The organism is Neisseria sp. P0008.S002 (assembly GCF_051962805.1).
Taxonomy (GTDB): domain Bacteria; phylum Pseudomonadota; class Gammaproteobacteria; order Burkholderiales; family Neisseriaceae; genus Neisseria; species Neisseria perflava.
This window is the reverse complement of sequence record NZ_JBQCUY010000007.1, coordinates 50,724-67,047: the sequence shown is the minus strand read 5'-3', so window position 1 is coordinate 67,047 and position 16,324 is coordinate 50,724. Positions and strand designations below refer to the sequence as shown.

General features: G+C 43.7%; 25 protein-coding genes and 3 pseudogenes. 4 read left to right on the top strand and 24 right to left on the bottom strand.

The window, feature by feature from the left end; genetic code table 11:
* The first annotated feature begins 96 nt into the window (after positions 1–96).
* From ACTHSA_RS08785 to cas2, 4 genes and pseudogenes are all read left to right on the top strand, one after another.
* The gene (locus ACTHSA_RS08785) at positions 97–1,521 is read left to right on the top strand and encodes an alanine/glycine:cation symporter family protein (protein ID WP_070624650.1); all 1,425 of its coding nucleotides are present in this window, start codon (positions 97–99) and stop codon (positions 1,519–1,521) included.
* Positions 1,522–1,790: 269 nt separating this feature from the next.
* Positions 1,791–3,773 (top strand): annotated as a pseudogene (cas9, locus tag ACTHSA_RS08780) (type II CRISPR RNA-guided endonuclease Cas9); the annotation flags it as partial.
* A gap of 176 nt (positions 3,774–3,949) precedes the next feature.
* Positions 3,950–4,851, top strand: a pseudogene (gene cas1, locus ACTHSA_RS08775) (type II CRISPR-associated endonuclease Cas1).
* Positions 4,844–5,169, top strand: a pseudogene (gene cas2 / locus ACTHSA_RS08770) (CRISPR-associated endonuclease Cas2). Before cas1 ends, cas2 begins: the two co-directional pseudogenes overlap by 8 nt.
* 145 nt (positions 5,170–5,314) lie before the next feature.
* Here the strand turns inward: cas2 and rplQ are convergent.
* From rplQ to rpsS, 24 genes are all read right to left on the bottom strand, one after another.
* Positions 5,315–5,689 (bottom strand): 50S ribosomal protein L17, encoded by a 375-nt coding sequence (gene rplQ / locus ACTHSA_RS08765; protein WP_039862272.1) that lies wholly within the window; start codon positions 5,687–5,689, stop codon positions 5,315–5,317.
* A 24-nt stretch (positions 5,690–5,713) separates the two neighbouring features.
* Positions 5,714–6,700 carry a DNA-directed RNA polymerase subunit alpha gene (locus ACTHSA_RS08760; RefSeq protein WP_003684706.1) on the bottom strand — a complete coding sequence of 329 codons (987 nt, stop codon included), beginning with the start codon at positions 6,698–6,700 and terminating at the stop codon, positions 5,714–5,716.
* Between the two features lie 25 nt (positions 6,701–6,725).
* Positions 6,726–7,346, bottom strand: a complete 621-nt coding sequence (gene rpsD / locus ACTHSA_RS08755) for a 30S ribosomal protein S4 (RefSeq protein WP_003749296.1) — start codon at positions 7,344–7,346, stop codon at positions 6,726–6,728.
* 19 nt (positions 7,347–7,365) lie between these two features.
* The gene (gene rpsK, locus ACTHSA_RS08750; RefSeq protein ID WP_002216249.1) at positions 7,366–7,761 is read right to left on the bottom strand and encodes a 30S ribosomal protein S11; all 396 of its coding nucleotides are present in this window, start codon (positions 7,759–7,761) and stop codon (positions 7,366–7,368) included.
* Positions 7,762–7,780: 19 nt separating this feature from the next.
* Positions 7,781–8,143, bottom strand: coding sequence for a 30S ribosomal protein S13 (rpsM, locus tag ACTHSA_RS08745; RefSeq protein ID WP_003749295.1), 363 nt, complete (start codon positions 8,141–8,143; stop codon positions 7,781–7,783).
* Between the two features lie 67 nt (positions 8,144–8,210).
* Entirely contained in the window at positions 8,211–8,324 is a 114-nt protein-coding gene (gene rpmJ / locus ACTHSA_RS08740; RefSeq protein WP_003697674.1) for a 50S ribosomal protein L36, read from the bottom strand.
* An 18-nt stretch (positions 8,325–8,342) separates the two neighbouring features.
* Positions 8,343–8,561, bottom strand: a complete 219-nt coding sequence (infA, locus tag ACTHSA_RS08735; RefSeq protein WP_003684714.1) for a translation initiation factor IF-1 — start codon at positions 8,559–8,561, stop codon at positions 8,343–8,345.
* Positions 8,562–8,565: 4 nt separating this feature from the next.
* Positions 8,566–9,879, bottom strand: coding sequence for a preprotein translocase subunit SecY (gene secY / locus ACTHSA_RS08730; RefSeq protein ID WP_004520193.1), 1,314 nt, complete (start codon positions 9,877–9,879; stop codon positions 8,566–8,568).
* Between the two features lie 13 nt (positions 9,880–9,892).
* Complete coding sequence (rplO, locus tag ACTHSA_RS08725; RefSeq protein WP_004520192.1) at positions 9,893–10,327, bottom strand: 50S ribosomal protein L15; 435 nt, start codon at positions 10,325–10,327, stop codon at positions 9,893–9,895.
* A 1-nt stretch (position 10,328) separates the two neighbouring features.
* A complete protein-coding gene (rpmD, locus tag ACTHSA_RS08720; RefSeq protein WP_440366956.1) occupies positions 10,329–10,514 on the bottom strand; it encodes a 50S ribosomal protein L30 in 186 nt (61 codons plus the stop codon).
* The gene (gene rpsE / locus ACTHSA_RS08715; protein ID WP_003684704.1) at positions 10,507–11,025 is read right to left on the bottom strand and encodes a 30S ribosomal protein S5; all 519 of its coding nucleotides are present in this window, start codon (positions 11,023–11,025) and stop codon (positions 10,507–10,509) included. Before rpsE ends, rpmD begins: the two co-directional genes overlap by 8 nt.
* Positions 11,026–11,042: 17 nt before the next feature.
* A complete protein-coding gene (rplR, locus tag ACTHSA_RS08710) occupies positions 11,043–11,396 on the bottom strand; it encodes a 50S ribosomal protein L18 (RefSeq protein WP_003749287.1) in 354 nt (117 codons plus the stop codon).
* A gap of 13 nt (positions 11,397–11,409) precedes the next feature.
* Positions 11,410–11,943, bottom strand: a complete 534-nt coding sequence (gene rplF / locus ACTHSA_RS08705) for a 50S ribosomal protein L6 (protein ID WP_004464590.1) — start codon at positions 11,941–11,943, stop codon at positions 11,410–11,412.
* A gap of 13 nt (positions 11,944–11,956) precedes the next feature.
* The gene (gene rpsH / locus ACTHSA_RS08700) at positions 11,957–12,349 is read right to left on the bottom strand and encodes a 30S ribosomal protein S8 (RefSeq protein ID WP_003684738.1); all 393 of its coding nucleotides are present in this window, start codon (positions 12,347–12,349) and stop codon (positions 11,957–11,959) included.
* Positions 12,350–12,363: 14 nt separating this feature from the next.
* Positions 12,364–12,669, bottom strand: coding sequence for a 30S ribosomal protein S14 (rpsN, locus tag ACTHSA_RS08695; RefSeq protein ID WP_003684736.1), 306 nt, complete (start codon positions 12,667–12,669; stop codon positions 12,364–12,366).
* 2 nt (positions 12,670–12,671) lie between these two features.
* Positions 12,672–13,211: a 50S ribosomal protein L5 gene (rplE, locus tag ACTHSA_RS08690; protein WP_003684750.1), complete on the bottom strand. Its 540-nt coding sequence runs from the start codon at positions 13,209–13,211 to the stop codon at positions 12,672–12,674.
* A gap of 9 nt (positions 13,212–13,220) precedes the next feature.
* Positions 13,221–13,544, bottom strand: coding sequence for a 50S ribosomal protein L24 (gene rplX, locus ACTHSA_RS08685; protein WP_004520190.1), 324 nt, complete (start codon positions 13,542–13,544; stop codon positions 13,221–13,223).
* An 11-nt stretch (positions 13,545–13,555) separates the two neighbouring features.
* A complete protein-coding gene (gene rplN / locus ACTHSA_RS08680; RefSeq protein WP_002215434.1) occupies positions 13,556–13,924 on the bottom strand; it encodes a 50S ribosomal protein L14 in 369 nt (122 codons plus the stop codon).
* Positions 13,925–14,151: 227 nt separating this feature from the next.
* Positions 14,152–14,415 carry a 30S ribosomal protein S17 gene (gene rpsQ / locus ACTHSA_RS08675; RefSeq protein WP_003684766.1) on the bottom strand — a complete coding sequence of 88 codons (264 nt, stop codon included), beginning with the start codon at positions 14,413–14,415 and terminating at the stop codon, positions 14,152–14,154.
* Positions 14,415–14,606 (bottom strand): 50S ribosomal protein L29, encoded by a 192-nt coding sequence (rpmC, locus tag ACTHSA_RS08670; protein ID WP_003684705.1) that lies wholly within the window; start codon positions 14,604–14,606, stop codon positions 14,415–14,417. Before rpmC ends, rpsQ begins: the two co-directional genes overlap by 1 nt.
* Positions 14,606–15,022: a 50S ribosomal protein L16 gene (gene rplP, locus ACTHSA_RS08665; RefSeq protein ID WP_003684741.1), complete on the bottom strand. Its 417-nt coding sequence runs from the start codon at positions 15,020–15,022 to the stop codon at positions 14,606–14,608. Before rplP ends, rpmC begins: the two co-directional genes overlap by 1 nt.
* On the bottom strand, positions 15,006–15,698 hold the full coding sequence (gene rpsC / locus ACTHSA_RS08660; protein ID WP_004520189.1) for a 30S ribosomal protein S3: 693 nt from the start codon (positions 15,696–15,698) through the stop codon (positions 15,006–15,008). The genes rplP and rpsC overlap by 17 nt, the downstream gene beginning before the upstream one ends.
* Positions 15,699–15,707: 9 nt before the next feature.
* Positions 15,708–16,037, bottom strand: coding sequence for a 50S ribosomal protein L22 (gene rplV, locus ACTHSA_RS08655; protein WP_003749277.1), 330 nt, complete (start codon positions 16,035–16,037; stop codon positions 15,708–15,710).
* Between the two features lie 8 nt (positions 16,038–16,045).
* Entirely contained in the window at positions 16,046–16,324 is a 279-nt protein-coding gene (gene rpsS, locus ACTHSA_RS08650) for a 30S ribosomal protein S19 (protein WP_002215422.1), read from the bottom strand.

Here is a 16,324-nt window from a genome sequence, read left to right as displayed (position 1 = left end):
TTTTTCAGTTTGTTGACAGTCTGCTAGAATACATCCAATTACAGACAGCCCACACACACAGGCCGTCTGAAAATGCAGAAACTCTGAAAGGTTTGTATGGATCAATTTTTCGAACAGCTTCACGGCTGGGTAAACGCCATCAACGACCCAATGTGGTCGGGGTTGGTATATATGCTTTTAGGCGTAGGCCTCTTTTTCACCGTTACCACCGGTTTTGTACAATTCCGCCTCTTCGGCCGCAGTATCAAAGAAATGCTGAGTGGCCGCAAACAAGGTGATGATCCGCACGGAATCACACCGTTCCAAGCATTCGTTACCGGCTTGGCCAGCCGCGTAGGCGTAGGCAACATCGCCGGTGTGGCGATTGCCATCAAACTCGGCGGGCCGGGCGCGGTATTCTGGATGTGGGTAACCGCCTTAATCGGCATGAGTTCGGCGTTTGTCGAATCTTCACTGGCCCAACTCTTTAAAGTCCGGGACTACGACAACCACCACTTCCGCGGCGGTCCTGCCTACTACATAACTCAAGGCCTGGGACAAAAATGGCTGGGCGTTTTGTTCGCCCTGAGCCTGATTTTCTGTTTCGGCTTTGTATTTGAAGCCGTACAGACCAATACCATCGCCGATACCACCAAAGCGGCATGGGGCTGGGATCAACACTATGTCGGTGTCGCCCTGGTCATTCTGACTGCCCCTATTATCTTCGGCGGTATCCGTCGCGTATCTAAAGCCGCGGAAATTATCGTTCCACTGATGGCGGTTTTATATCTCGTCATAGCACTCTTCATCATTGCTACCAATATTTCCCTGATTCCTGACGTGTTCGGTCAGATTTTCTCCAACGCGTTCAACTTTGATTCGGCTGCAGGCGGTTTCCTCGGCGGTCTGATTTCGACCACCATGATGCAGGGTATCAAACGCGGCCTGTATTCCAATGAGGCGGGTATGGGTTCCGCGCCGAACGCCGCAGCCGCAGCCGAAGTAAAACACCCCGTCTCCCAAGGCATGATTCAAATGCTGGGCGTTTTCGTCGATACCATCATCGTCTGCTCATGCACCGCCTTTATCGTCTTGACCTATCAACAGCCTTACGGCGACCTGAGCGGTGCGGCGCTGACCCAAGCGGCAATCGTCAGCCAGGTAGGCGAATGGGGAGCGGGCTTCCTTGCTGCCATCCTGTTTATGTTTGCCTTTTCAACCGTTATCGGCAACTATGCCTATGCCGAGTCCAACGTCCAATTCATCAAGAGCCATTGGCTGGTTACCGCCGTTTTCCGTATGCTGGTTTTGGCATGGGTCTACTTCGGCGCAGTTGCCAACGTACCCTTGGTATGGGATATGGCAGACATGGCCATGGGCATCATGGCATGGATTAACCTCGTTGCCATCCTGCTCCTGTCACCACTTGCCTTCCTGCTGTTGAAAGACTACACAGCCAAGCTGAAAATGGGCAAAGACCCAGAGTTCAAACTCTCTGAACACCCGGGCTTGAAACGCAAAATCAAATCCGATATCTGGTAAAACCAAAGGCCGTCTGAAACTTCAGACGGCCTTTTTAATCCCTGCCATTTAGACAAAACGATGCCCCTTAAAGCAGAAGCCTTAAGGGGCAGAGCGTTGCGGCACATCTTTTCAGACGGCCTTATTGTAGCAACGTTTCTCATTTCGCAGTGCAACAATATGGACAGATTCTAATTCCAAATCGGCACCCAGTCAAGCATTTCATTTGCATGGTAATACTTACCTAGGATATATTTATACTTACCAAACATCACATTACGGAGAAACTGATGGCTGCATTCAAACCCAACCCAATCAACTACATCCTCGGCCTCGATATCGGCATCGCATCCGTCGGCTGGGCAATGGTAGAAATTGATGAAGAAGAAAACCCCATCCGCCTGATTGATTTAGGCGTGCGCGTATTTGAGCGTGCGGAAGTACCGAAAACAGGCGACTCTCTCGCAGCAGCGAGACGCTTGGCACGCAGCGTCCGCCGCCTGACCCGCCGTCGCGCCCATCGCCTGCTTCGGGCCCGTCGCCTATTGAAACGCGAAGGCGTATTACAAGCCGCCGATTTTGATGAAAACGGCTTGATTAAATCCTTACCGAATACACCATGGCAACTTCGCGCAGCCGCATTAGATCGCAAACTGACGCCTTTGGAGTGGTCGGCAGTCTTGTTGCATTTAATCAAACATCGCGGCTATTTGTCGCAAAGAAAAAACGAGGGCGAAACTGCCGATAAGGAGCTTGGCGCTTTGCTTAAAGGCGTAGCCGACAATGCCCATGCCTTACAAACAGGCAATTTCCGCACACCAGCCGAATTAGCTTTAAATAAATTTGAGAAAGAAAGCGGCCATATCCGCAACCAACGCGGCGATTATTCGCATACGTTCAACCGCAAAGATTTACAAGCAGAGCTGAATTTACTGTTTGAAAAACAAAAAGAATTCGGCAATCCGCATGTTTCAGACGGCCTTAAAGAAGGTATTGAAACCCTGCTGATGGCGCAACGCCCTGCCCTGTCTGGCGATGCTGTTCAAAAAATGTTGGGGTATTGCACCTTTGAGCCGACAGAGCCGAAAGCCGCTAAAAACACCTACACCGCCGGACGTTTCATCTGGCTGACCAAGCTGAACAACCTGCGTATTTTAGAGCAAGGCAGCGAGCGGCCATTGACCACTACCGAACGCGCCACGCTTATGGACGAGCCATACAGAAAATCCAAACTGACTTACGCACAAGCCCGTAAGCTGCTGGGTTTAGAAGATACCGCCTTTTTCAAAGGCTTGCGCTATGGTAAAGACAATGCCGAAGCCTCAACATTGATGGAAATGAAGGCCTACCATGCCATCAGCCGTGCGCTGGAAAAAGAAGGATTGAAAGACAAAAAATCCCCATTAAACCTTTCTCCCGAATTACAAGACGAAATCGGCACGGCATTCTCCCTGTTCAAAACCGATGAAGACATTACAGGCCGTCTGAAAGACCGTGTTCAGCCCGAAATTTTAGAAGCGCTGTTAAAACACATCAGCTTCGACAAGTTCGTCCAAATTTCCTTGAAAGCATTGCGCCGAATTGTGCCTCTAATGGAGCAAGGCAAACGTTACGATGAAGCCTGCGCCGAAATCTACGGAGACCATTACGGCAAGAAAAATGCGGAAGAAAAGATTTATCTGCCGCCGATTCCCGCCGACGAAATCCGCAACCCCGTCGTCTTGCGCGCCTTATCTCAAGCCAGAAAAGTCATAAATGCCGTTGTACGCCGGTACGGCTCCCCTGCACGTATCCATATTGAAACGGCAAGGGAAGTAGGCAAATCGTTTAAAGACCGCAAAGAAATCGAAAAACGCCAAGAAGAAAACCGTAAAGACCGGGAAAAAGCCGCCGCTAAGTTCCGAGAGTATTTCCCCAATTTTGTCGGCGAACCCAAATCCAAAGATATTCTGAAACTGCGCCTGTACGAGCAACAACACGGCAAATGCCTGTATTCGGGCAAAGAAATCAACCTAGGCCGTCTGAACGAAAAAGGCTATATCGAAATCGACCATGCCCTGCCGTTCTCGCGCACATGGGACGACAGTTTCAACAATAAAGTGCTGGTATTGGGCAGCGAAAACCAAAACAAAGGTAATCAAACCCCTTACGAATACTTCAACGGCAAAGACAACAGCCGCGAATGGCAGGAATTTAAAGCGCGTGTTGAAACCAGCCGTTTTCCTCGCAGTAAAAAACAACGGATTCTGCTGCAAAAATTCGACGAAGACGGCATATATCGAATCGGTGTCAAAACCGCCCTTTCATTCCCAAAATACCAAATCGACGAACTCGGCAAAGAAATCAGACCATGCCGTCTGAAAAAACGCCCACCTGTCCGTTAAATTAATCTATCCCTGTTTCAGACGGCCTGAAGCAGGGATTTTTTATAAAAAATAAGGGGAAAAACATGACTTGGCGCAGCCTGCTCATTCAAAACGGCGGTAAATTATCCTTACAACGCCGGCAACTGCTGATTCAACAAAACGGCGAGTCCCATACCGTACCATTAGAAGACATCGCCGTTATCATCATCGAAAACCGCGAAACCCTAATTACCGCCCCGCTCTTATCAGCCTTAGCCGATCATAGTGCAACCCTGCTGACATGTGATGAGCAATTCCTACCCTACGGACAATGGCTGCCTTATGCCCAATATCACCGCCAACTTAAAATCCTCAAGCTGCAACTGAATATAAGCGAACCCTTAAAAAAGCAACTCTGGCAACATATCGTCCGCCAAAAAATCCTAAATCAAGCATTTGTCGCAGACGAAACAGGCAATGATCTTGCAACCAAACGGCTGCGCACTTTGGCAGTCGAAGTCCGTTCAGGCGATACAGGAAACCGTGAAGCCCAAGCTGCCGCCCTCTACTTCCAAGCCCTCTTTGGGGAAAAGTTTACCCGTACGTCAATGCCGCATTGAACTACACCTACGCCGTACTCCGTGCAGCAGTAGCACGCGCCCTGACCTTATATGGTTGGTTGCCTGCATTAGGCTTGTTTCATAGGAGCGAACTAAATCCATTCAACCTCGCCGATGACTTTCTCGAACCCTTACGCCCATTGGCCGACCTGGTCGTTATACATTTGCATAAACAAGGCCGTCTGAAAACTGAACTGACACCCAACCTCAAACAAAACCTTATCAAGATCCTTCACTATCAAATCTGCATCGAACGGCAACATTTCAGCACCTTGGCTGCCATCGACAAAATGATTTCTTCATTTCAAGCCAGCGTAACTAACAAAAACGCTAAACAGCTGAAACTGCCCGAAATCTTGCCATTGAAAGAATACCAATATGAGTGAGGCTAAATTTATGAGGATTATCGTCTTCTTCGACCTACCTGTTACCACGGCGGCCAAGCGCAAAGCCGCCAATCAATTCCGCCAGTTCCTTTAAAAGATGGATACCAAATGCTCCAACTTTCCGTATACAGCCGTATTGTCAAAGGTCGAGATTCGTTGCAAAAACACCACAATAGGCTATGTGCAAACCTACCGCAAGAAGGCTCAATCCGCTGTTTGGAAGTAACAGAAAAGCAATATACCACCATGAAACTGCTGTTGGGAGAGCTGAAAATCCAAGAAAAAAGGGTAAATTCCGACCAACTATTATTATTTTAAGGCTGCTTTTTTAGACAAAATAAAACGGGAAACCCTTATAGAATAAGGGTTTCCCGTTGAAGTATTGTAGCACTGCGAAATGAGAAAGGGTCTATCCAAATAAAAAAGCACCACCTAAACAGGTAGTGCTTTCATATTAATTTGCTTATTCAGCAGAATCAGCTGCTTTATCAACCAATTCAACCAATGCCAAAGGAGCATTGTCGCCTTTACGGAAACCGTATTTCAGTACACGAATATAGCCGCCGTTACGAGCAGCAAAGCGTGGACCCAATTCGTCAAACAATTTAACTACAACATCACGATCGCGAGTGCGGTCAAAAGCCAAACGACGGTTTGCCAAAGAAGGTTTTTTACCCAAGGTAATCAAGGGCTCAACTACGCGGCGCAATTCTTTTGCTTTAGGCAAAGTTGTCACGATGGTTTCGTGAGTCAACAAGGAATTCGCCATATTGCGCAGCATCGCAGCACGGTGGCTGCTAGTACGGTTTAATTTGCGGTTGCCATTACGATGACGCATGTCATTATCCTTTAATCTTCAAACTTACGGCTTTTCTAAGCCTACAGGCGGCCAAGCTTCTAATTTGGAACCTAATGTCAGACCTTTAGAGGCCAACACTTCTTTGATCTCATTCAAAGATTTACGACCCAAATTAGGGGTCTTGAGAAGCTCGGTTTCAGTACGTTGAATCAAATCGCCAATATAGTAAATATCTTCAGCTTTCAGACAATTAGCTGAACGTACGGTTAATTCCAAATCATCTACAGGACGCAGCAAGATAGGATCGATAGGAGGTGCTTTTTCTTCAACCTCTTCAACCGGAGTACCTTGCAGATCTGCAAAAATAGACATTTGGTCAATTAAGATACGTGCGGCACTACGTACAGCTTCTTCTGGATCAATAGAACCATTGGTTTCAATATCCAAAACCAATTTATCCAAATCCGTGCGTTGCTCTACGCGTGCAGGTTCAACTTCAAAGCTAACACGACTGATGGGCGAAAAGCTCGCATCCAACTGAATCGCACCAATCTGTTTGTTCTCATCACGCAATACGCGACGGCCTGAAACAGACTGATAACCACGACCTTGCTCTACTTTAATTTCCATGTCGATTTGGCCATTGTCAGCCAAGTGGCAAATAACATGTTCAGGATTGATGATTTCCACATCGTGTGGCAAATCAATATCACCGGCTACAACTGCACCGGCACCTGTTTTCTTCAAAGTCAACTGAACTTGGTTACGACCGTGAAGCTTGAATACGATACCTTTAATGTTCAAGAGAACGTCAACAACATCCTCCTGAACACCATCAATAGTAGAGTATTCGTGCAATACGCCAGAAATAACTACTTCAGTTGGGGCAAAGCCATTCATGGATGACAGTAAGATACGACGCAAAGCATTACCTAAAGTATGACCAAAACCACGCTCAAATGGCTGCATAGACACCTTAGCTCGAGTAGAAGACAAGGTATCTACATCGATTTGACGAGGTTTCAAAAATTCGGTTGTGCTATTTTGCATTTAACTGTCCCTCATTGAGCTAGCATTATTTAGAGTAGAACTCTACCACCAGCTGTTCATTAATATCGCCAGACAATTCTGAGCGATCCGGCATATTTTTGAATACACCTTCCAATTTGTCGGCATCAACAGATACCCAGCTTGGCAAGCCAATTTGAGTAGCCAAGCTCAATGCCTCTTGGATACGTACTTGTTTCTTAGCTTTTTCACGAACAGCTACAACATCGCCTGCTTTAACTTGGAAAGAAGGGATATTAACAACCTGACCGTTTACAACGATAGCTTTATGAGAAACCAATTGACGTGCTTCAGCGCGGGTAGAGCCAAAACCCATACGATAAACGACATTATCCAAACGGGACTCCAGCAATTGCAACAGCAATTCACCGGTAGAACCTTTACGACGATCAGCTTCCGCAAAGTAACGACGGAATTGGCGTTCTAACACACCATAAATACGACGGATTTTTTGTTTTTCACGCAATTGCAAACCGTAGTCTGACAAACGTGGTTTTTTCGCACCGTGCTGACCAGGTGCAGAATCCATTTTACATTTTGAATCCAAAGAGCGACGTGCACTCTTCAAAAACAGATCCGTACCTTCGCGACGTGCTAATTTACATTTAGGGCCAATATAACGTGCCATGTTTTAAATCACTCCAATATTAAATACGACGTTTTTTAGGCGGACGGCAACCGTTATGAGGCAACGGGGTAACGTCAGTAATGCTGGTAATCTTGAAACCAAGAGCGTTTAAAGCACGTACAGAAGATTCGCGACCAGGGCCAGGGCCTTTAATGCGGACTTCTAAATTTTTAACGCCATACTCTTGGGCAACTTTACCAGCTGCTTCTGCTGCAACTTGTGCTGCAAATGGTGTACTTTTACGAGAACCTTTAAAACCAGCGCCGCCAGAGGTAGCCCAAGACAATGCATTGCCTTGACGGTCAGTGATTGTAATGATGGTATTGTTGAAAGATGCATGAACGTGCACAATACCTTCGCTTACGGTTTTACGTACTTTTTTACGTACACGCGAAGCTGTGTTTGCTTTAGCCATTAATCAAATTCCTTAAAATTTATTTCTTACCGGCAATCGCTTTGCGCGGACCTTTACGGGTACGAGCATTTGTGCGAGTGCGTTGACCACGACAAGGCAAGCCACGACGATGACGGAAGCCGCGATAGCAACCCATATCCATCAGTCGTTTAATGCTCATCGTTACTTCACGACGCAAATCGCCTTCAACTTCATATTTAGCAACTTGCTCACGCAAAGCGTCTAATTGAGCCTCGTCCAAATCTTTTGCTTTAGTAGTAGGAGCAATATTTGCTGCCTCACAAATCAATTTAGCACGAGTCGCACCAATACCATAAATAGCCTGAAGGCCAATTACGATATGGGCATTATTAGGGATATTTACCCCTGCAATACGAGCCATATTTTTTCCTTTTTAGGGCAAAGTATGTCACTATACCACAAAATCAATAGTTAAGAAAACTAGCTTCTTAACCTTGACGTTGTTTGTGACGTGGGTCAGTACAAATTACGCGAACTACACGATTACGACGAATAATCTTGCAATTGCGACAAATTTTCTTTACAGAAGGTTGTACACGCATTTTATTTCCTTTTATCGTTTATCTTGCTCGGAAAACAATCCGAGCACGGGTTAAATCATAAGGAGTTAATTCAACTGTTACCTTATCACCTGGAGAAATACGGATATAGTGCATTCGCATTTTTCCAGAGATATGACCAAGTACTACATGATCATTTTCCAGTTTTACTTTAAACGTTGCATTGGGCAAAGTCTCAAGGATTTCACCCTGCATCTGTATGGTATCTTCTTTAGCCATAAGCCTACTTACGTGATAAAGATTTCATATCTGGACGACTCATCAAATCTTCATACTGACTGCTCATTACGTAGGAATTGATTTGCGTCCTAAAATCCATTGTAACGACAACCAAGATAAGCAAAGATGTTCCGCCTAAATAGAAAGGTACATTCAATGCTGTCGTTAAAAATTCAGGTATCAGACAGATTGTAGTGATATACAAAGCACCAAATAATGTTAGTCTCAGTACAACTTTTTCCAAATATCTAGAAGTTTGCTCACCTGGGCGAATACCAGGTACAAATGCACCACTTTTCTTCAAATTCTCAGCCATTTCTTTAGGGCTAAATACTAAAGCAGTATAGAAATAGCAGAAGAAGATAATAGTTGTTGCAAACAATCCAATATACAAAGGCTGTCCGTGTTGCAGCATTGCAGCAACCTTATGAAGAACAGAATTCGTACTATTTGAACCAAACCAACCTAAAAGTGTAGATGGAAATAAAATAATACTGGAAGCAAAAATAGGAGGAATAACACCTGCCATATTTAGCTTGAACGGCATATGAATGCTTTGTCCCGGCATTATTCCAGAGCCAAACTGTCTTTTAGCATAATGCACAGGAACTTTACGCTGAGCACTCTCAAAATAAACTACAGCATAGATCAACAGCAAAATACCAATCACAATTGATACCGCCATCAACATACTCATAGAGCCTTGTTCAGTCAAAGTTAATAACCGAACAATACCGGATGGGATACCCGATACAATGCCTGCTGTAATAATTAAAGAAATACCATTACCAATACCACGCTCGGTAATTTGCTCCCCTAACCACATCAGAAACATAGTACCTGTAACCAAACAGACCACTGTAGAAATATGAAACTCAAGCGAACTCGTTACAACAACACCTTGTTGATAAACAAATGTTGCAACACCAAAGCTTTGCAATACAGCCAATAATACCGTCCCATACCTAGTATATTTCGTAATTATTTTCCTACCAGCCTCACCTTCCTTCTTTAAAGCTTTTAAAGAAGGAACAATTTCAGAAGCAAGCTGAACAATAATCGACGATGAAATATAAGGCATGATACCAATTGCAAATATACTAAAGCGCTCCAACGAACCACCCGAGAACATATTTAACATTCCGAATATGCCGTTTGCAGCGCCTTCGTATAACTTAGCTAATGCAACAGCATCTACGCCCGGTACCGGTATATGAGCACCAATACGGAAAACGACTAAAGCACCTAAAAGGAACACCAGACGTTTTTTCAGATCACCAAATTTGGATAATCCTGATAAAGATTGTTGATTAGCCACTGTAGTGCAAGCCTTATTCTTCTACTTTACCACCGGCAGCTTCAATAGCAGCTTTAGCACCTTTAGTAGCTTTTACACCTTTCAAGGTAACTGCTTTTGAGATTTCACCAGAAGCAATAACTTTTACATTAGAAGCAGTTGCAGGAATCAGACCAGCTTGTTTAAGAACCAAGACATCAATCTCGTTCACAGCAATCAGATTCAATTCACTCAAACGAACTTCAGCATTAGCGGCCGCAGTCAAAGATTTGAAACCACGTTTCGGCAGACGACGTTGCAAAGGCATTTGACCGCCTTCAAAACCTACCTTGTGGAAGCCACCAGAACGGCTTTTTTGACCTTTATGACCACGACCACCTGTCTTACCCAAGCCGCTACCAATACCACGGCCTACACGACGACTAGCGTGAGTAGCACCCTCAGCAGGTTGAATAGTATTCAAAAACATATTAAGACTCCACTTTCAACAAGTAGCTGATTTTATTGATCATGCCACGGTTTTCAGGGGTATCCAAAACCTCTACAGTATGTTCACGACGGCGCAAACCTAAACCGCGAGCACATGCACGATGAGATTCAATTGTACCGATCAGGCTCTTAACCAATGTAACTTTAATCTTTTTTTGCTTAGTCATGGTTAGCTCCCAAAATATCTTCTACTGTCAAGCCACGTTTAGCAGCAATATCAGCAGGGGTATACAATTTAGACAAACCGTCTAATGTAGCGCGTACAATATTGTAAGGATTAGTAGAACCATGTACTTTAGCTGAAATGTTATGAATACCCATAGCATCAAATACTAAACGCATTGGACCACCAGCTTTCACACCGCTACCTTCTTTAGCAGGTTGCATAAATACCTTAGTAGCACCATGACGACCAATAACTTCATGATGAATAGTACCGTTTTTCAAAGGTACTTTAATCATAGAGCGTCGAGCTTGATCCATTGCTTTTTGAACAGCAACTGGTACTTCTTTTGATTTACCTTTGCCCATACCGATGCGACCATCACCATCACCAACAACAGTCAGTGCAGAGAAAGCCATGATACGGCCACCTTTAACTACTTTAGTCACGCGATTAACTGCGACCATCTTTTCAATCAGGCCGTCACCGCGTTCTTCAATTTCATGTTTTGCCATCTGAAAGTCTCCAAATATTAGAAGCTTAAACCATTTTCACGTGCAGCTTCAGCCAAAGCTTTCACACGACCGTGATATTGGAAACCTGAACGGTCAAAAGCAACTTTTTCAACACCCACTGCTTTAGCTTTTTCAGCAATACGCTTACCAACTACAGCTGCTGCTTCAACGTTACTACCTGATTTCAGGCTACTACGTACTTCAGCTTCCAATGTAGAGGCTTGAGCCAATACTTTATCACCTTCAGCACTAATTACTTGAGCATAAATATGATTATTGCTGCGGAACACACATAATCTTACCATTTTCAAGTCCGCAATACGCGCACGGGTTTTGCGTGCACGACGGAGTCGGGTTGTATGTTTATCCATTAGTGAACCTCAATTATTTTTTCTTGGCTTCTTTCATCACTACTACTTCACCCACATAACGAACACCTTTACCTTTATAAGGCTCAGGAGAACGGAATGCACGAATTTCAGCAGCGACTTGGCCAACCACTTGTTTATCTGCACCAGTCAAAACGATTTCTGTTTGGCTAGGAGTTTGAACAGAAACACCTTCAGGCATTTCGTATACGATTGGATGAGAGAAACCCAAAGACAAGTTCAAAACTTTGCCCTGAGCTTGGGCACGATAACCCACACCAATCAATTGAAGTTTTTTCTCAAAACCTTCAGAAACACCCTTAACCATGTTATTAACCAATGCACGAGCAGTACCAGACATAGCATTAGCCTGTTTACTGTCATTTTTTGCAGCAAAAGTCAATTTACCATCGTTCAGTTCAATAGCAACATCGGAATGCAAAGGAAAAGACAATTCGCCGTTTTTACCTTTGATAACCAATGCATCTGTTCCGAATTTTACTTCTACACCAGCAGGAACAGTCACTGGGTTTTTTGCGACGCGTGACATTTACTTTTCTCCACTAGGCTACGATGCACAACAACTCACCACCAACACCCTCAGAACGGGCTTTGCGATCAGTCATTACACCTTTAGAAGTACTAACAATAGCGACACCCAGGCCATTCATTACGCTAGGGATCTCACTTGATGCTTTGTAAATACGCAAACCTGGACGTGAAACACGTTTAATTTGCTCAATCACAGGACGACCTGCATAGTATTTCAATTGAATTTCCAATACCGGTTTTGCATCAGCAGAAACCGCAAAATCCTCGATATAACCTTCTTCTTTCAGAACTTTTGCAATTGCACATTTCAGTTTAGAAGAAGGCATGGCAACTGCTGCTTTATTAGCACGTTGCGCATTGCGAATACGAGTCAACATATCGGAAATAGGATCATGCATACTCATTATTTATACTCCTATTACCAGCTAGCTTTAACAACACCAGGGATCTCGCCACGCATAGCGATTTCACGGATTTTAATACGGCCCAAACCAAATTTACGGAAAGTGCCACGAGGACGACCTGTTAAAGCACAACGACGACGTTGACGTACAGGTGCTGCATTACGAGGAATGGATTGAAATTTCAAACGTGCCTCAAAACGTTCTTCTTCAGTCGCATTAGCATCATTAATAACAGCGAAAATTGCCTCACGTTTAGCTGCAAACTTTTTCGCCAATGCTTGACGTTTCAGCTCACGATTAATAAGTGCTTTCTTAGCCATGATTATCCTTTAAACGGAAACTTGAACAGTGACAACAAAGCTTTCGCTTCTTCATCAGTTTTTGCAGTAGTTGTAATAGTAATATTCAAACCACGCAAAGCATCGATTTTATCGTATTCAATTTCCGGGAAAATAATTTGCTCACGAACGCCCATATTGTAATTGCCACGACCATCAAATGATTTACCGCTTACACCGCGGAAGTCACGTACGCGAGGCAATGCAATAGTAATCAAACGATCTAAGAATTCAAACATTTGATCACGACGCAATGTTACTTTGCAACCAACTGGATAGTTATCACGGATTTTAAAACCTGCGATAGATTTACGAGCAACAGTAACAACTGGTTTTTGACCAGCAATTTTCTCTAAATCAGAAACAGCATGCTCCATTACTTTTTTATCAGCAACAGCTTCACCTACACCCATATTTAAGGTGATTTTTTCAATACGTGGAACTTCCATTACTGATTTGTAACCAAATTGTTTAACCAATTCAGGAACAACTGTATCTTTATAAAACTCTCTCAAACGAGCCATGTTATCTCCTTATGCTCCAATGATAGAGCCATTTGATTTGAAGAAACGAACGCGTTTAACTTTGCCTTCATTTTCAATCAGCTTAATACCAACACGGTCAGCTTTATTAGTTTCCGGATTCAGGATTGCAATATTAGAAATATCTAAAGGCATTTCTTTAGCAATAATGCCACCCTCAATACCACGCATTGGATTAGGTTTTTGATGGCGTTTTACAACATTAACACCCTCAACAACAACTTTATCACCCAATACTCGAACTACTTGACCTTGCTTACCTTTATCTTTACCGGTAATCACTACAACCTGATCGCCTTTAATGATTTTATTCATCGCGCTATTCCTTATAATACTTCAGGCGCCAATGAAACGATTTTCATAAATCGCTCAGTACGCAATTCACGGGTTACCGGACCAAAAATACGGGTACCCAGAGGTTCAAGTTTATTATTCAACAACACAGCAGCATTGTTATCGAATTTAATTAACGCACCATCAGGACGACGCACACCTTTAGCAGTACGAACAACTACCGCATTGTATACATCACCTTTTTTGACACGACCACGCGGGGCTGCATCTTTAACTGCAACTTTAATAATGTCGCCAACAGAAGCGTAGCGACGCTTAGATCCGCCTAATACTTTGATGCACATTACGCGACGCGCACCAGAGTTATCAGCCACATCTAAGATGGTCTGCATTTGAATCATATTAGTACCTTTAAATTAACCAACTTAATTTACCACTTTCATATAACTCGCACCTTACTTTAAGCTGCTTATTAAATGAAACCATCACGGTTCTAGTAAACCAGTCTTGGATCCCGAAGGGAGAGAAACTTCCATAAGAAGCTGGAAGATAAGAAACGAAGTTTACACGCAAATTAACTTTGCTGCAAGACTTCGTTTCTTATTAAGCTGCATTACTGTGTTTTAAATCAAACAGTACGGGCTTTCTCAACCAATTCCTTTACAACCCAAGACTTGGTTTTTGACAAAGGACGAGATTCCTCGATTACCACTACATCACCAATGCCATATTGATTGTTTTCATCATGGGCATGGATTTTAGTTGATAAACGAATAATTTTACCGTACAGAGGGTGTTTAACCTTACGTTCAACCAATACTGTAACAGTTTTGTCCATTTTGTCGCTTACCACTTTGCCTTGCAAAGTACGAACATTTTTAGCTTCGCTCATTACTTAGCACCTTTTTCAGTTAAAATGGTTTTAATACGAGCAATATCGCGACGTACACGTTTCAACTCGCTAGATTTACCCAACTGACCGGTTGCATTTTGCATGCGTAAGCCAAACTGAGCTTTCAACAAGTCCAACAAATCAGAGTTTAATTGCTCAATAGATTTGTCTTTCAATTCATTTGCTTTCATTATTGACCCACCTGTCTTACTACAAAGGTTGTAGGAATAGGCAATTTGGCAGCGGCCAATTCAAATGCTTCACGAGCCAAAGACTCAGGAACACCGTCCATTTCGTACAATACTTTGCCTGGTTTAACTTCAGCAATGTAATATTCCACATTACCTTTACCGCCACCCATACGAACTTGGATAGGTTTTTCAGTAATTGGTTTATCAGGGAATACACGAATCCAAATACGACCGCCACGTTTAATATGACGAGTCATAGTACGACGAGCAGCTTCGATTTGGCGGGCAGTCAAACGACCACGACCTACGGCTTTCAAACCGAACTCACCGAAACTTACTTTGTTACCGCGAGTAGCAATACCGGTATTACGACCTTTTTGTTGCTTGCGATATTTCAGTCTAGTTGGCTGCAGCATTACGTCCACCTGCCTTTCTTTGTTTCTTCTCATGCTCAGGTTTAGAAGATTTAATATTACCTTCTGTATAAACCCAAACTTTCAGACCCAGTACACCATAAGTAGTGTGCGCTTCGCTAGTTGCATAATCTACGTTCGCACGCAAAGTATGCAAAGGCACACGACCTTCACGGTACCATTCGCTACGAGCGATATCAGCACCATTCAGACGACCTGAAGTCATGATCTTGATGCCTTTAGCACCAGAACGCATTGCATTTTGCATTGCACGTTTCATAGCGCGACGGAATTGAACACGTTTTTCAAGCTGCTGGGCAATACCATCAGCAATGATTTGTGCATCCAATTCAGGACGACGAATCTCTTCAATATTTACATGAACAGGCACACCCATCAGAGTTTGCAAGTCACGCTTCAAGATTTCAATATCCTCACCTTTTTTACCAATAACCACACCTGGACGAGCAGAGTGAATAGTAATACGTGCAGATTTAGCAGGACGCTCGATCACTACGCGACCAACTGAAGCATTAGCCAGTTTTTTACGCAAGTAGTTACGAACATCAATATCTTGTTTCAAAACAGTAGAAAAGTCGGTGCTTTTAGCAAACCATTTTGAAGACCAGTCTTTAGTTACCGCCAGGCGAAAGCCTGTAGGGTTAATCTTTTGTCCCATAGCTTTTCCTTAGTTGCCCACTGTCACGTTAATATGACAAGTTTGTTTCTCGATGCGGTTACCGCGACCTTTGGCACGAGCTTGAAAACGTTTCAAGCTTGGACCTTTGTCAACAAAGATAGTTACCACTTTCAGTTCGTCAATGTCTGCACCATTGTTGTGTTCGGCATTGGCGATTGCTGATTCCAATACTTTTTTAATCAGCTCAGCACCTTTTTTAGGGCTGAATGCCAAGATATTCAAAGCTTGGGCAACGTCTTTACCACGAATCAAATCAGCTACCAAACGAGCTTTTTGAGCTGAAATACGGGCGTTTTTATGTTGTGCACTTACTCTCATGATTCACCTTATTTCTTTTTAGCCTTTTTATCGGCCAAGTGGCCTTTAAAGGTACGGGTCAATGAGAACTCACCTAATTTATGACCAACCATGTTGTCACTGATAAACACAGGCACGTGAGTGCGACCGTTGTGTACAGCGATAGTCAGACCAATGAAATCAGGCAAAATGGTAGAACGACGTGACCAAGTTTTAATTGGGCGTTTGTCGTTGCTTGCACGAGCAGCATCTACTTTTTTCAGCAAATGCAGGTCTACATATGGGCCTTTTTTTAATGAACGAGCCAT

What these genes read in the sequence shown, in the direction of transcription:
- ACTHSA_RS08785 (WP_070624650.1), top strand. Translation starts at nt 97, where the DNA reads ATGGATCAATTTTTCGAACAGCTTCACGGCTGGGTAAACGCCATCAAC.
- rplQ (WP_039862272.1), bottom strand. Translation starts at nt 5,689, where the DNA reads ATGCGTCATCGTAATGGCAACCGCAAATTAAACCGTACTAGCAGCCAC.
- ACTHSA_RS08760 (WP_003684706.1), bottom strand. Translation starts at nt 6,700, where the DNA reads ATGCAAAATAGCACAACCGAATTTTTGAAACCTCGTCAAATCGATGTA.
- rpsD (WP_003749296.1), bottom strand. Translation starts at nt 7,346, where the DNA reads ATGGCACGTTATATTGGCCCTAAATGTAAATTAGCACGTCGCGAAGGT.
- rpsK (WP_002216249.1), bottom strand. Translation starts at nt 7,761, where the DNA reads ATGGCTAAAGCAAACACAGCTTCGCGTGTACGTAAAAAAGTACGTAAA.
- rpsM (WP_003749295.1), bottom strand. Translation starts at nt 8,143, where the DNA reads ATGGCTCGTATTGCAGGGGTAAATATCCCTAATAATGCCCATATCGTA.
- rpmJ (WP_003697674.1), bottom strand. Translation starts at nt 8,324, where the DNA reads ATGCGTGTACAACCTTCTGTAAAGAAAATTTGTCGCAATTGCAAGATT.
- infA (WP_003684714.1), bottom strand. Translation starts at nt 8,561, where the DNA reads ATGGCTAAAGAAGATACCATACAGATGCAGGGTGAAATCCTTGAGACT.
- rplO (WP_004520192.1), bottom strand. Translation starts at nt 10,327, where the DNA reads ATGTTTTTGAATACTATTCAACCTGCTGAGGGTGCTACTCACGCTAGT.
- rpmD (WP_440366956.1), bottom strand. Translation starts at nt 10,514, where the DNA reads ATGACTAAGCAAAAAAAGATTAAAGTTACATTGGTTAAGAGCCTGATC.
- rpsE (WP_003684704.1), bottom strand. Translation starts at nt 11,025, where the DNA reads ATGGCAAAACATGAAATTGAAGAACGCGGTGACGGCCTGATTGAAAAG.
- rplR (WP_003749287.1), bottom strand. Translation starts at nt 11,396, where the DNA reads ATGGATAAACATACAACCCGACTCCGTCGTGCACGCAAAACCCGTGCG.
- rplF (WP_004464590.1), bottom strand. Translation starts at nt 11,943, where the DNA reads ATGTCACGCGTCGCAAAAAACCCAGTGACTGTTCCTGCTGGTGTAGAA.
- rpsH (WP_003684738.1), bottom strand. Translation starts at nt 12,349, where the DNA reads ATGAGTATGCATGATCCTATTTCCGATATGTTGACTCGTATTCGCAAT.
- rpsN (WP_003684736.1), bottom strand. Translation starts at nt 12,669, where the DNA reads ATGGCTAAGAAAGCACTTATTAATCGTGAGCTGAAACGTCAAGCATTG.
- rplE (WP_003684750.1), bottom strand. Translation starts at nt 13,211, where the DNA reads ATGGCTCGTTTGAGAGAGTTTTATAAAGATACAGTTGTTCCTGAATTG.
- rplX (WP_004520190.1), bottom strand. Translation starts at nt 13,544, where the DNA reads ATGAATAAAATCATTAAAGGCGATCAGGTTGTAGTGATTACCGGTAAA.
- rplN (WP_002215434.1), bottom strand. Translation starts at nt 13,924, where the DNA reads ATGATTCAAATGCAGACCATCTTAGATGTGGCTGATAACTCTGGTGCG.
- rpsQ (WP_003684766.1), bottom strand. Translation starts at nt 14,415, where the DNA reads ATGAGCGAAGCTAAAAATGTTCGTACTTTGCAAGGCAAAGTGGTAAGC.
- rpmC (WP_003684705.1), bottom strand. Translation starts at nt 14,606, where the DNA reads ATGAAAGCAAATGAATTGAAAGACAAATCTATTGAGCAATTAAACTCT.
- rplP (WP_003684741.1), bottom strand. Translation starts at nt 15,022, where the DNA reads ATGCTGCAGCCAACTAGACTGAAATATCGCAAGCAACAAAAAGGTCGT.
- rpsC (WP_004520189.1), bottom strand. Translation starts at nt 15,698, where the DNA reads ATGGGACAAAAGATTAACCCTACAGGCTTTCGCCTGGCGGTAACTAAA.
- rplV (WP_003749277.1), bottom strand. Translation starts at nt 16,037, where the DNA reads ATGAGAGTAAGTGCACAACATAAAAACGCCCGTATTTCAGCTCAAAAA.
- rpsS (WP_002215422.1), bottom strand. Translation starts at nt 16,324, where the DNA reads ATGGCTCGTTCATTAAAAAAAGGCCCATATGTAGACCTGCATTTGCTG.